The 11,870-nt window shown below is 71.8% G+C and carries 12 protein-coding genes and 1 pseudogene; 6 read left to right on the forward strand and 7 right to left on the reverse strand.

The genetic code is table 11. The features are described 5' to 3' along the window. Positions 1-194 precede the first annotated feature (194 nt). Positions 195-755: a DUF2269 family protein gene (locus ACZ4WQ_RS27525; protein WP_311726021.1), complete on the reverse strand. Its 561-nt coding sequence runs from the start codon at positions 753-755 to the stop codon at positions 195-197. A gap of 150 nt (positions 756-905) precedes the next feature. Here ACZ4WQ_RS27525 and ACZ4WQ_RS27530 point away from each other — a divergent pair, with 150 nt between their 5' ends. The 3 genes from ACZ4WQ_RS27530 (at position 906) to ACZ4WQ_RS27540 (ending at position 4,598) form a co-directional block, all read left to right on the forward strand. Continuing rightward, the gene (locus tag ACZ4WQ_RS27530; protein ID WP_311726022.1) at positions 906-1,538 is read left to right on the forward strand and encodes an HAD family hydrolase; all 633 of its coding nucleotides are present in this window, start codon (positions 906-908) and stop codon (positions 1,536-1,538) included. A 331-nt stretch (positions 1,539-1,869) separates the two neighbouring features. After that, positions 1,870-3,450, forward strand: coding sequence for a globin domain-containing protein (locus tag ACZ4WQ_RS27535; protein WP_468022493.1), 1,581 nt, complete (start codon positions 1,870-1,872; stop codon positions 3,448-3,450). A 272-nt stretch (positions 3,451-3,722) separates the two neighbouring features. Further along, positions 3,723-4,598 (forward strand): pyridoxamine 5'-phosphate oxidase family protein, encoded by an 876-nt coding sequence (locus ACZ4WQ_RS27540; RefSeq protein ID WP_398376234.1) that lies wholly within the window; start codon positions 3,723-3,725, stop codon positions 4,596-4,598. A gap of 30 nt (positions 4,599-4,628) precedes the next feature. Here ACZ4WQ_RS27540 and ACZ4WQ_RS27545 read toward each other — a convergent pair whose 3' ends face one another. The 5 genes and pseudogenes from ACZ4WQ_RS27545 to ACZ4WQ_RS27565 all read right to left on the reverse strand — a co-directional run bounded on the left by ACZ4WQ_RS27545 (position 4,629) and on the right by ACZ4WQ_RS27565 (position 8,489). Next, on the reverse strand, positions 4,629-5,114 hold the full coding sequence (locus ACZ4WQ_RS27545) for an NUDIX hydrolase (protein ID WP_311726024.1): 486 nt from the start codon (positions 5,112-5,114) through the stop codon (positions 4,629-4,631). A gap of 77 nt (positions 5,115-5,191) precedes the next feature. Continuing rightward, positions 5,192-6,088 (reverse strand): LysR family transcriptional regulator, encoded by an 897-nt coding sequence (locus ACZ4WQ_RS27550; protein WP_311726025.1) that lies wholly within the window; start codon positions 6,086-6,088, stop codon positions 5,192-5,194. Between the two features lie 221 nt (positions 6,089-6,309). Beyond that, the gene (locus ACZ4WQ_RS27555; protein WP_311726026.1) at positions 6,310-7,491 is read right to left on the reverse strand and encodes a cystathionine gamma-lyase; all 1,182 of its coding nucleotides are present in this window, start codon (positions 7,489-7,491) and stop codon (positions 6,310-6,312) included. A 101-nt stretch (positions 7,492-7,592) separates the two neighbouring features. Beyond that, positions 7,593-8,084 (reverse strand): annotated as a pseudogene (locus ACZ4WQ_RS27560) (low molecular weight protein-tyrosine-phosphatase); the annotation flags it as partial. Positions 8,085-8,108: 24 nt separating this feature from the next. After that, positions 8,109-8,489, reverse strand: coding sequence for a phage holin family protein (locus tag ACZ4WQ_RS27565; RefSeq protein WP_311726028.1), 381 nt, complete (start codon positions 8,487-8,489; stop codon positions 8,109-8,111). 66 nt (positions 8,490-8,555) lie between these two features. Here ACZ4WQ_RS27565 and ACZ4WQ_RS27570 point away from each other — a divergent pair, with 66 nt between their 5' ends. The 3 genes from ACZ4WQ_RS27570 (at position 8,556) to ACZ4WQ_RS27580 (ending at position 10,355) form a co-directional block, all read left to right on the forward strand. After that, positions 8,556-8,873 carry a cupin domain-containing protein gene (locus ACZ4WQ_RS27570; RefSeq protein WP_311726029.1) on the forward strand — a complete coding sequence of 106 codons (318 nt, stop codon included), beginning with the start codon at positions 8,556-8,558 and terminating at the stop codon, positions 8,871-8,873. A 164-nt stretch (positions 8,874-9,037) separates the two neighbouring features. Then, positions 9,038-9,256, forward strand: coding sequence for a DUF5326 family protein (locus ACZ4WQ_RS27575; protein ID WP_311726197.1), 219 nt, complete (start codon positions 9,038-9,040; stop codon positions 9,254-9,256). Positions 9,257-9,917: 661 nt separating this feature from the next. Further along, a complete protein-coding gene (locus ACZ4WQ_RS27580) occupies positions 9,918-10,355 on the forward strand; it encodes an SsgA family sporulation/cell division regulator (protein ID WP_311726030.1) in 438 nt (145 codons plus the stop codon). Positions 10,356-10,374: 19 nt separating this feature from the next. On the opposite strand, the gene ACZ4WQ_RS27585 is transcribed toward ACZ4WQ_RS27580, so the two are convergent. Continuing rightward, positions 10,375-11,811 (reverse strand): YibE/F family protein, encoded by a 1,437-nt coding sequence (locus ACZ4WQ_RS27585; protein ID WP_468022494.1) that lies wholly within the window; start codon positions 11,809-11,811, stop codon positions 10,375-10,377. Positions 11,812-11,870 lie beyond the last annotated feature (59 nt).

The following is an 11,870-nucleotide window of genomic DNA, read 5'->3' on the forward strand; positions in this document are numbered from 1 at the left end:
CGCCGTCGCCCACCACCACCCTCAACGGAAGCGCTGCGCGCCCGCCTTCTCGCCCGTCGCCCACCACCACCCTCAACGGAAGCGCTGCGCGCCCGCCTTCTCGCCCGTCGCCCACCACCACCCTCAACGGAAGCGCTGCGCGCCCGCCCGCCCGTCGCCCGGCTGCCGCCCGTCGCCTGTACGCACGGCCCCCCTCACGCCTGTGAGCGGGCGGCCACGCGGCGGCCGGAGCGCGTCCCGGCCCCGGTGGGGCGGGAACCGGCCCGCAGCCGCCGCCCGCGCGCCGTCAGCCCCCACGGCTTGAGGACCGAGATGGCGGTGAGAAACAGATAGACGCCCAGCGCCACCGAGGGCGCGATGACCAGATCGACGGAGGACGGCACGGCCCGGCCCGCCGAGGCGTCGGCCGCGGCGGAGGCGATCTCGGCCCGCAGCGCGAAGATCGAGGCGCCCGCCGCGGGCACCGTCAGCCAGAACTTGGTGGCGACCCAGCGGTACCGGGCCAGTCCCCAGGGCGTGCCGAGCGACAGCGCCACCCCGCTCAGCAGGGACGCCAGGCTGATCGGCGCGATCAGCCAGTCGCCGAAGATCTTCATGGCGCGATAGGCGGCCTCGGCGGTGTCCGCCGATCCTGAGGCCGCCCCCGCGATGCCCAGCGCGAGCAGACACAGGGTGAGCCCGAGCCAGCCGACGGAGACGACGACATGGACGACGAGAAGGGCCCTGCGGGCGGGCCGCGAAAGGTTCGGCTTCATGTCTCCACGGTCGTCCGCGGCGGTCCGCACCGCGTCTGACGGCGGGAGTATTCGGGCGTACTCCCGCCGTACTCCGCGCGCGTACCGGGCCGTGGGCAGGCCCTGAGCCCGGACACGCCCCGGGCCCGGGCAGGCCCTAGGCTCGCCCTCATGACCAGACTGCATCTGTTCGATCTGGACGGGACGCTCATCCACGGCTCGGCCGCAGCCGTCGAGATATCCCGTCAGCTCGGGGTGGAGCGGGAGATCGGCGAGCTGGAGCGGGCGTTCGCGGACGGGGAGCTGAGCACCGCGCAGTTCGCCGTGCGGGCCTGCGCGCTGTGGGGGGAGCTGACGGAGCGGCAAGTGGCGGCGGCGTTCGAGGGCGCGCCGTGGCTGGCGGGTATCCACGAGGTGTGGGCGGACATCCGGGAGCGCGGGGAGCGGTGCGCGGTGATTTCGCTCTCTCCCGGCTTCTTCGTGGAGCGGCTGCTGGAATGGGGCGCGGACGCCGCGCAGGGGTCGCGCTGGCCGGCCGTGCCGTTCCGCGAGCCGCTGGATCCGGAGGGCATCCTCACCCCGGCGGCCAAGGTGCGCATCGCCGATGAACTCTGTGCGAAGTTCGGTCTGAGCAGGGAGGACTGCGTCGCCTATGGCGACTCGATGTCGGACGCGGAGCTGTTCGCCGTGGTGCCGGTCTCGATCGCGGTCAACGCCGACCATCATGTGAGCGAAATCGCATCGCACGGCTATACCGGCCGCGATCTGCGAGAGGCCTACGAATTGGCAGGTAGCTACCAGTAATTACGCAGGTTGCCGGGTGTAACGGAACCGCTGGAGTTGGGGCTTGTGAATTCATCCGGGCCCGGTAGGGTCGGATCCGGGTTCTGCGCGGCTGTTGTCGCAGGGCTACATCGGGACAATCCAGCCTAACGGAACACAGGTGCCGTTACCCGGAGTTCCGACTATCTGTCCTGTGCGGTGGACAAGCATGGCATGCTGCCCATGGAGAAGTACGGGGCGGGCCATCCGGACCAAACTCACCTGAACCAGTGGCACAGAGCGGGGAATTGCGGGCACATTCCGGCTTCGGAAGTGCGAAGACCGACAGAAAGACGTTCGAGGCGAGGCAACCATGGACGCTCCGACCACCACGTCGTCGGCCGGCAACGACGGCACCGGCGGCACCGGCGGAAGCAGTGGCGACTGGGGCTGGTTCACCCCGAGCAGGAGGCGGGACGAGGAAGCGTCCCCGGGTCCGGACCAGGAAGCCGGCCGCCAGGCGCCCAGCCGCCCGGTGAGCCCGATACGGCCGGTCGGCACGGGCGCCGACCGCCGTACACAGACCCCGGCGCCGCCCGCACCGCCCGCGCCGCCCGCACCGCCCGCACCGCCCGCGCCGACCGCATCCCCCGCGCCGCCCCCGCCCCCGCCTCCGCCGCCGTCTCCTTCCAGGGCCGGAGCCGGAGTCGAGGCCAGGCCCGTACGGGAGCGCGAGGAGCACCAGCGCCCCGACGAGGCGCCCGGCGCGCAGGACGTCCGGCCGGAGGACGTCCGGCCGGAGGACCAGTTCATCGGGGACCCGACGGCGTCGCCCGACGCGATCCTCATCCGCCGCACGATGGCCGAGGTCGAGCCCATCGCGGACAAGGTCACCTCGTACTTCTACGCGCTGCTGTTCGTCCAGCACCCCTATCTGCGGCCGCTGTTCCCCGCCGCGATGGACGCCCAGCGCGACCGGCTCTTCAGAGCCCTGCTGACCGCCGCCAAGCTGGTGGACGACCCGGACATCCTCACCGAGTACCTCTCCGGGCTCGGCCGCGGCCACCGCAAGTACGGCACCCAGCCGGAGCACTACCCGGCCGTCGGCGAGTGCCTGATCGGCGCGCTCACCCGCTACGCGACCACGACCTGGAGCGACGAGGCCGAGGGCGCCTGGGTCCGGGCGTACACCGCCATCTCGCAGATCATGATCGACGCGGCCGCCGAGGACGAGCTGCGCGCGCCCGCGTGGTGGCAGGCCGAGGTCGTCGGCCATGAGCTGCGCACCCAGGACATCGCGGTCATCACGGTGCGCCCCGACCAGCCGTACCCCTTCCTCGCCGGCCAGTACACCTCCCTGGAGACCCCCTGGTGGCCCCGGGTGTGGCGGCACTACTCCTTCGCCTCCGCGCCGCGCGCGGACGGTCTGCTGTCCTTCCACGTCAAGGCGGTACCGGCCGGCTGGGTGTCCTCGGCGCTGGTGCACCGCGCCCGCCCCGGCGATGTGATCCGCCTCGGCCCCCCGGCCGGTTCGATGGTGATCGACCACTCCCGCGACAACGGCCTGCTCTGCCTGGGCGGCGGCACCGGCATAGCGCCGATCAAGGCCCTGGTCGAGGACGTCGCCGAGCACGGCCGCAACCGCCGGGTCGAGGTCTTCTACGGCGCCCGCAGCGACCACGACCTGTACGACATCGACACCATGCTGCGGCTGGCGCAGGCCCACCACTGGCTCTCGGTCCGCCCGGTCGTCTCCGACAGCCCGACGAACGGGCTCAGCGGCCGGCTGCCCGACGCCGTGCGGCAGTACGGCCCCTGGAGTACGTACGACGCGTATCTCTCCGGGCCGGCCGGGATGATCCGCAGCGGGGTGGACACCCTGAGAGGCATCGGAATCCCCTCGCACCGCATCCGGCACGACTCCCTCGAAGAGCTCGTGGCGGCGGGGGACTAGCCGACGGGGGGTCGGCGGGGACCCGCGGGCGACGGGAACTGCAACACGGCGGGGGGCCGTGACGCAGTAGTGAGTAGTGAGTAGTGAGTAGTGAGTAGTGAGGAGCAGGGGACTTGGGGGCTGGGCGAGCAGTGGATCACTGACTCGAGCGAACGCAGGGTGAGGGACGAGTGAGCGTGGACGACGTCGAGCACGAGCGGGCGACGGCGACGACGGCGACAGCACGGATCGCGGCGGCACGGACCGCGGCGGCCGGCGCGCCCGTGGCCGACCTGGACCGTACGAGCCGTCCGGGCAGCGAAGGCGAACATCGGCTTCAGCGGCGCCTGGACACGGTCGACCGCGCCGACCGCTTCTACGACGAGCAGGTGCTGGACCGGCTCAACGACCGAATGCGGGAGTTCGTGGCCCGCCAGGAGATGTTCTTCCTGGCGACGGCCGACGGGCACGGCGAGTGCGACAGCACCTTCCGCGCCGGGCCGCCCGGATTTCTGCGGGTGTTCGACGACCGGACCCTGGCCTACCCCGAGTACCGGGGCAATGGCGTCCTGGCCAGCCTCGGGAACATCGAGGAGAATCCCCACCTCGGGATTCTCATGATCGACTTCATGCGCGACCGGATCGGCCTGCACATCAACGGCCGGGCGCGGGTCGTGGCGGACGCCGAGATGCGCGCCGCCCACCCCGGGCTGCCGGTCGACCCGGTGCCGGGGCGGCGGGCGGTGGTGTGGGTCGAGGTGACGGTCGAGGAGGCGTACATCCACTGCGCCAAGCACATCCCGCACCTCCAGAAGGTGTCCTCGCAGCGGCGGCACAGTGCCCCGGCGGTCGGGGGCGCGGACGGCGGCGGGGCCGGCGGCTCCGCCGAACGGGAGCGGGACTGGGGCACGGACGACTTCAAGCGCAAGGGCGGCGACTTCTTCGGCGCGGCCGCCGATGTGCGCGAGGGGCGTCGCGAGCCCATGACCCGCCCGGAGCCCGAGCCCGAGCCGCAGCCGGAGCCCGCGGCAGGGGCGGCGGGGCCTGGGACAGGGACCGTGCCCGTGCGCCCCGAGGCGTGGCAGCGGGAGGCCGAGCGCGTGCTGGCCAGGGCGCGGGAGCGGGCGCCCGAGGGCGCCGGGCAGCCGTTCAGCGGCTGGTTCGGGTAGCTGGCCGGTCCGGCTCCGGTGGGGCCGGGGTCAGCCGAGGTCGTCGGCGAGCAGCGCCAGCACGCCCTCGATGTTCGCGTCGAGATACGCGCGCAGCGACGGCGGCACCACTCCCACCGAGGCGATCCCCTCGCGGGTGAAGGGGACGCGCACCACCTCGTACTCCCCGCAGGGCTCGTCCACCTCCGGGCCATGGCGCCGCGACAGGTCCATGGACCCCAGGCGGCAGACGAAGAAGTGCTGCACCTTCACGCCGGCCGAGGCCTCGTCGGGGTGCGGGACGGTGTCGACGAAGGCGGGCACCACATCCGTCACCTTCGCGCCGAGCTCCTCGTCGACCTCGCGGTGCAGCGCGTCGACGACCGTGGTGTCCTCGGGCTCCATCCCGCCGCCCGGCGTGATCCAGTACGGCTCCTCGCCGGGCTTGGTCCGCTTGATCAGGACCAGCCGGGGCTCGGCGGCCCCGTCGAGCAGGATGGCACGGGCGGTGCGCTTGACCACAGGTCGTTCGGTCATGGTGGAGATCTGCCGCATGTGCTGCCCGGTGAAACCCCGACCCACCGGTCAAGGGCGACTCACCGGTCATTCTCGACTCACCAGTCGACAGCGGCGCGCAGCAGCCACTCGTGCGCCCGCGCGATGTGCGGCAGGGCGAGCGCGCCCGTCCGGATGACCAGGAAGTAGGTGCGCAGCGGCGGCACCGAGGGGTTGAGCAGGGCGACGACCTCCCCGGCGTCCAGCGCGTCCATGCACAGATAGCGCGGCAGCACGCCGAGGCCGACGCCCGCCGCGACGCAGGCGAGGACGGCCCGCAGGTCGGGGGTGATGACCGTGCCCGCGGTGATCGGCGGGGCGTCGAAGACGGCCGACCAGTAGCGGGTGATCAGCGGCAGGCTCTCATGGACCTCGACGACCGGCAGCCGCTCCAGCGCGCTGACGCCCTTGACCTGTAACACCGCGGGGCCGCCGAGCCGGGCCGCCCAGCGGGGGGCGGCCACCAGCACATGCTCCTCGTCGCACAGCGGGACGGCGGCCAGCAGCCGGCCGCGGGGCCGGGCGGTGGTGACGGCCAGGTCGTGGTGGCCGGCGGCCAGCCCTTCGAACAGCTCCTCGGCGCTGCCGAAGGCGCAGCGCACCCCCAGCCCCTGGTTGATGAGCGGGGCGAGGGCGGGCAGGACCCGCAGCGCGGTGAACTCCGGGGGGCCCGCGAGGTGCAGGGTGCGGGCGACGGAGCTGTCGTCGAGCCCGGCCTCGGTGATCTCCATCAGCGCGTCGAGGTGGGGCGCGGCCTTGTGGGCGAGCTCCTCGCCGACGCTGGTGGGGACGACCCCGCGCGCGGTGCGCAGAAACAGGGGGCGGCCCAGCTGGCGTTCGAGGGTACGGATCTGGCCGGTGACGGCGGGCTGGGAGAGCCCGAGCAGCGCGGCGGCGCGGGTGAAGGACCCGGCCCGGTGAACCGTGACAAATGTGCGTAAGAGGGCCAGATCCATGCGGTTCCCCTCCGCTCGACGCACCCCCGCCGCAGGCCAACTATAAATATGCCGATAGGTCCATGTCGCTACTGTGATTGGACACTGACGCTGAGTCAACTAGCCTTGTTCGAGCGGTTCTCCACGAGGGAACCGGGGCGTCTCAAGCCACGAGGGGGGAGGCTTGAGACGCCCGTGAAGCATGGCCTGATCCCGCGGGGCGCGTGACCGCTTGTGACGCGTCAAGCCTTGTCGGGGGCGTTGTCGAGTGCCTTGTCGAGCGCCCGCAGCACATCCGCGATCAGGTCGTCCGGGTCCTCGGCGCCCACCGAGAACCGGATGAAGCCGTCCGGCACGGCGTCGCCGCCCCACCGCCCGCGCCGCTCGGCCGTGGACCTCACGCCGCCGAAGCTGGTCGCGCCGTCGACCAGGCGCAGCGCGGCCAGGAAGCGATCGGCGTGCTCCTGCCCGGGGAGGACGAAGGAGACCACACAGCCGAAGCGCCCGCCGTGCATCTGGGCCGCCGCCACGCGGTGCGCCGGGTCGGTCGGCAGCCCGGGGTGGCGCAGCCCGGTGACCTCGGGGCGGCCGCGCAGCGCCTCGGCCAGGGCCAGCGCCGTCGCGGCCTGGCGGTCGACGCGCAGCTGGAGGGTGGCCAGGGAGCGGTGCGCGAGCCATGCCTCCATCGGGCCGGGGATGCCGCCGGCCATCTTGCGCCAGGTGCGCACGGAGGCGGCGAGGCCTGGGTCGCGGCAGGTGACATAGCCGAGCAGGACGTCGCCGTGGCCGGTGAGCGCCTTGGTGCCGCTGGCGACGGAGAAGTCCGCGCCGAGTTCGAGGGGGCGCTGGCCGAGCGGGGTGGCCAGGGTGTTGTCCACGGCGACCAGCGCGCCCCGCTCATGGGCGGCGTCGGCCAGGCGGCGGATGTCGCACACGTCCAGGCCGGGGTTGGCCGGGGACTCGATCCACAGCAGCTTGACGGGCCGGGGCCCGCCGTCGGCGTCCGGCGCGCCGTCCAGGAGGGCCAGCTGGGCGTCGCCGCCGGTGGGCGCGGTGCGCACCTCGATGCCGTAGCCCGCAAGCCGCTCGCCCAGCGGGGCCAGGAGCTGATAGCCGTCGGAGGGCAGGACGGCCGCGTCGCCCTGCCCCAGCTGGGACAGCAGCACCGCGGAGATCGCGCCCATGCCGGAGGCGAAGACCACCGTCTCGGCCTCGGCGTCCGGCGACTCCAGCTCGCTGATCGCCCGCTCCAGCCGGGTCCAGGTGGGGTTGGCGTCCCGGCCGTAGGTGTACGGGCCGCGGAGCAGGTCCGCGTCGCCGGGCAGGTGGTAGTGGGCGGCGAAGGCCGGGCCCGGCAGGGTCGGCTCGTACGCCTCGGGCTCGGGCAGCCCGGCCCGCACCGCCCGGGTGCCGTCGCCGGTCATGCGTCCTCTTTCCGGGCGGCGGGCGCCGCGGTCGGCTCAGCGGCCGGTTCCGCAGTCGCCTCCGCGGCCGGTCCCGGGGTCGGCTCCGAGGCGGCGAGGGCTTCGCTCACCGCGTCCAGCAGCCCCTCGCTCGCCGCCTCGATCATCACCAGGCAGGTCTCGAACTCCTCCGGCCCGCCGTAGTACGGGTCGGGCACGTCCAGGCCGCCGGGGGCGTCCGGGTCGGCCTCGGGGTCGTAGCCGCGCAGCAGCCGCACCTTCGCGGCGTCCTCCGGCGTCGGGGCCAGGGCGCGCAGCTCGTGCAGATGGCCGCTGTCGAGAGCGATCACCAGGTCGAGGCCGGAGAACCAGGCGGCCTGGAACTGGCGCGCGATGTGACGTTGCTCATAGCCGTGGGCCGTGAGCGTGGTGATGGCACGGCGGTCCGCTCCGTCGCCCTCGTGCCACGGGCCGGTGCCCGCGCTGTCCACCTCGACACGGCCGTCGAGCCCGGCTTCCTCGGCGTAGGCGCGGAAGACGGATTCGGCCATCGGCGAGCGGCATATGTTGCCGGTGCAGACGAAACAGACACGGTAGGGCGACGGGGCTCTCATGCGTCCCATCATCCTCGACGGCGGTCAGTCCTTGTCGTCGGGAAGCACGACGTGCAGCGCCCAGGAGACGATGGAGATGATCAACGCGCCTATCACGGCCGTGCCGAAGCCCTCGACATGGAAGGTCAGGTCGAACTTGCCGGCCAGCCAGGAGGTCAGCAGCAGCATCAGGGCGTTGATCACCAGGGTGATCAGCCCGAGGGTGAGAATGAAAAGCGGAAAGGCCAGCAGCTTGACCACTGGCTTGACCACGACGTTCACCAGGCCGAATACGAGCGCCACGAGAATGAGCGTGATCGCCTTCCGGCCGGTGTTGTCACCGGTCAGCGTGATGTCCTTGAGGAGCCAGATGGCCACCCAGAGGGCGCCCGCGTTGGCGATCGTCTTGACGAGAAGATTCTTCATGGTTGAGATCGTCGCAGAACAGGCCCCGCGCTGGGCAGGGCCGGGGAGCAAGGGGCGGAGAGGCGAATGAAGGCGTTCCGGCTGGATGAGCTGGAGGCGGAGCGGGCCGCGAACGACGGCGCGTACTTGCAGTTCCTGCACGAGCGGAACATGTCCGTCGGGCTGTACGCGCTGGACGCGGGCCAGACCGACCCGCAGCAGCCGCACCGCCAGGACGAGGTGTACCTGGTGGTCAGCGGGCGGGCGTCGATCACGGTGGGGATGGAGACCACGCAGGTGGCGCGCGGCAGTGTCGTGTATGTGCCGGCCGGAGTGGCCCACAAGTTCCACCACATCACCGAGGACCTGCGGGTCATGGTCGTCTTCTCTCCCCCTGAGAGCTGATGCGCGGGCCCCGCGTCCCGTAGGGGTCCGGTCAGGGGAGGACGGGGGACGCGGGGGCCTGTGTTCGCTCGTCGGCCGCCCTAGCATCGAATGCGGAGGGATCCCGGCCGGTGCTGAAGCCGACGGCCGGACCGACTGGCTCAGTGAAGAAAGCAGGGACCGAAGTGGCGACGAAGGGCATATTCCAGGGTTTGCCGTGGTGGGTGACATGGGTCGCGGTGCCGATCCTCGTGCTGGCCGTGTTCGGCGGCCTGGTCATGAGCGTGGTCGGCTTTGTGGTCGGCCTGGTCTTCAAGGCGCTGCTGCTGGTGGCGCTCGTCGCCGGTCTGATCTACGTCGTACGGAAGTTCAGCTCGTCCTCCTCGTCCCGCGGCGACTGGTGACCCGGCGCCGCGGGTGCGCCGCGGGCCGGGGACGCGCCGAAGGGTACGGATGCGCGGAGGAGTACGGGCGCGCCGAAGAGTACGGATGCGCGGAGGAGTACGGGCGCGCCGAAGAGTACGGATGCGCGGAGGAGTACGGGCGCGCCGCGGAGCACGGGTACGCCGCGCGGGGGATACGCGCGTTCCAAACCTCGGCTTGACGGCTCGGTGGCACCGTTCCGGTTAGAGTTCGAGTGCTCGACGTCTCCCGTTCCGGGCGTCTGCCTCGCAACACACCCCGGGGGTGCCTGTTGACGAAAGCGAACATGGCCGCAGCCGGTGAACCGGCTCCGAACTCCCACGTCATAGGCCGGCGCCGCCCCGCCCGGCCCGGCGAGCGGATCCGCCCGCCCGCGCCCGTCTCCTCGATCGCCGCCGCGGGAACAGCCGCGGCAACTCTGGCCATTTCCAGTCCCTCACATGAGGCAAACCGACTCCGCCCCGCAGTCGAGTCGCTACGCTCCAGAGTCGGCCGAGATATCAGCTCCCTCTCGATCCCTATCAATATCTGAAAATTCACTTTTTATGGCCCGCTTGAGGTAAGCGGACCATGGCGTCAAGAGGCCAGGGCGTTCAAACCTGGCCATTCGCAATCAACTCGGGGCGGCGAACGATGCGTGACATGCGCGACACAGTCCAGGCAGAAGTAACGATGACCTTCCTGGTCTCCCAGGACCTCTCCTTCCGGATCCCGGTCGAGTTGTCCTATGACAGCAGCGACCCGTACGCGGTCGAGATCACCTTTCATCTACCCGGCGACGCGCCCGTGAGTTGGGCCTTCGCTCGGGAACTGCTGCTGGACGGGCTGAGCAAACCCTCGGGCGAGGGCGATGTGCGGATCGCCCCCGCCTCGCCCGAGGGGCTTTCGGACGTCTTCATCAGGCTCCAAGTGGGGGCCGAGCGGGCGCTGTTCCGCGCCGGTGCCGCCCCGCTGGTGGCCTTCCTGGACCGTACGGACCGGGTGGTTCCGTTCGGCCAGGAGCAGTCGGCCTGCGATCCGGTCGGCGACCTGGACGCGGAGCTCGACCGGATCCTCGCGGAGGACCGGTTCGCCGGCTAGTGGCGGGTCGTCCGGCCGCTCAGCGCCCGCGCGCCCGGCGCCGCCGTCCGCGCCCGCTCCGGCCCCCGCCGGCTCCCTGTCCGGCTCCGACCTGCCCGGCTCCGACCTGCTCCGCGCCGCCCCGCTCCGCGCCGACCCGCGGCGCGCGGTCCGCGGAGACCACGAGCGCGGCCAGCGCGGTGGTCACCGGCACCGAGGCGACGAGACCGATGCTGCCCACGAGGGTCCGTACGATCTCCTCCGCGACGATCTCGCTCGTCGCCACCGCCTCCACGCCGCTGTCCGCGATCGAGAACAGGAGCAGCAGCGGCAGCGAGGCGCCCGCGTACGCGAGCACCAGGGTGTTGACCACGGACGCGATGTGGTCCCGCCCGATGCGCATCGCGGCCGCGTACAGCTTGCGCCAGCCCGCCGTGGGGTCCGCCTCCCTGAGCTCCCACACCGCGGAGGTCTGGGTGACCGTCACATCGTCCAGCACCCCGAGTGATCCGATGATCACCCCTGCCAGCAGCAGACCGCGGATCTCGATGCCCGGATAGAGGCCGTGGACCAGCCCCGTCTGGTCGTCGGTGTTGCCCGTCAGGCTCGCCCAGCCGATGAACAGCGAGCCCAGCAGACCGATCAGCAGCAGCGAGATGAGCGTGCCGAGCACGGCGACGGAGGTACGGGCCGTCAGTCCATGGCACATGTACAGCGCGATGAGCATGATCGCGCTGCCCCCGATCACCGCGACGACCAGCGGGTTGGAGCCCGCCAGTATCGCCGGGAGGATGAACAGCGTCAGCACCCCGAAGCTGACCGCCAGCGCCACCAGTGCGAAGACACCGCGCAGCCGCCCGACGGCCACGACCGCGAGCGCGAACAGCCCGGCGAGCAGCGCCATGGGCAGGGCCCGTTCGACGTCCGAGATCGAATACTGAAGGTTCTTCGGCGCCTTGGGCGCGTACGACAGCTTCAGCTTCTGCCCGGTGGAGTACTTGCGGGAGGCGTTCGGCGGCACGATCTCCTCGAACGTACGGCCCTTGTCCTTGCCCGAGGTGACCTCGATGGTCGCCCGCTCGCAGACGGTCTTCTTGGCCGGACCCCCGGCCCCGCCTTCCTGGTTCGCGGCCTCCTGGCCCGGCTCGACGGGCTGCTGCGGCTGGGCGTTGACGTCGGCGCAGTTCACCTCCTCGACCTTCACCACCCGCCCGGCCACCGTCTGCTGGTCGAAGCCCAGCCCGCTGCGCTCATGCGCCTTGTGGTCGGGCGTGCCGCCCGGCCACAGCACGATCAGCCCGGCTACGACGGCGGCCGCGAAGGGGATGAGGACCGCCGCAATGACCTTGCGCAGATGGTTGGAGACGGGTGTGGCCGGGCCATGGCTGTGCGCGTGGCCGTGCGAGTGGCTGGACGCGCCGGCGTGCGCGTGGCCGGGCTCGTCCGGGTGGTGCTGCCGCTGTGGTGTCGAGGTCACCGTCAGATCATCGCAAGTCCGGGGGCCCTCTGTTCATCGTCGCCGGACAACCGTTAGCG

The organism is Streptomyces sp. NPDC028305 (assembly GCF_055569495.1).

Bases quoted from the DNA above. Each gene is read 5' to 3' on its own strand.
- ACZ4WQ_RS27570 (WP_311726029.1), top strand. From the start codon at position 8,556: ATGAAGGCGTTCCGGCTGGATGAGCTGGAGGCGGAGCGGGCCGCGAAC.
- ACZ4WQ_RS27530 (WP_311726022.1), top strand. From the start codon at position 906: ATGACCAGACTGCATCTGTTCGATCTGGACGGGACGCTCATCCACGGC.
- ACZ4WQ_RS27535 (WP_468022493.1), top strand. From the start codon at position 1,870: ATGGACGCTCCGACCACCACGTCGTCGGCCGGCAACGACGGCACCGGC.
- ACZ4WQ_RS27565 (WP_311726028.1), bottom strand. From the start codon at position 8,489: ATGAAGAATCTTCTCGTCAAGACGATCGCCAACGCGGGCGCCCTCTGG.
- ACZ4WQ_RS27545 (WP_311726024.1), bottom strand. From the start codon at position 5,114: ATGACCGAACGACCTGTGGTCAAGCGCACCGCCCGTGCCATCCTGCTC.
- ACZ4WQ_RS27550 (WP_311726025.1), bottom strand. From the start codon at position 6,088: ATGGATCTGGCCCTCTTACGCACATTTGTCACGGTTCACCGGGCCGGG.
- ACZ4WQ_RS27525 (WP_311726021.1), bottom strand. From the start codon at position 755: ATGAAGCCGAACCTTTCGCGGCCCGCCCGCAGGGCCCTTCTCGTCGTC.
- ACZ4WQ_RS27580 (WP_311726030.1), top strand. From the start codon at position 9,918: ATGCGCGACACAGTCCAGGCAGAAGTAACGATGACCTTCCTGGTCTCC.
- ACZ4WQ_RS27555 (WP_311726026.1), bottom strand. From the start codon at position 7,491: ATGACCGGCGACGGCACCCGGGCGGTGCGGGCCGGGCTGCCCGAGCCC.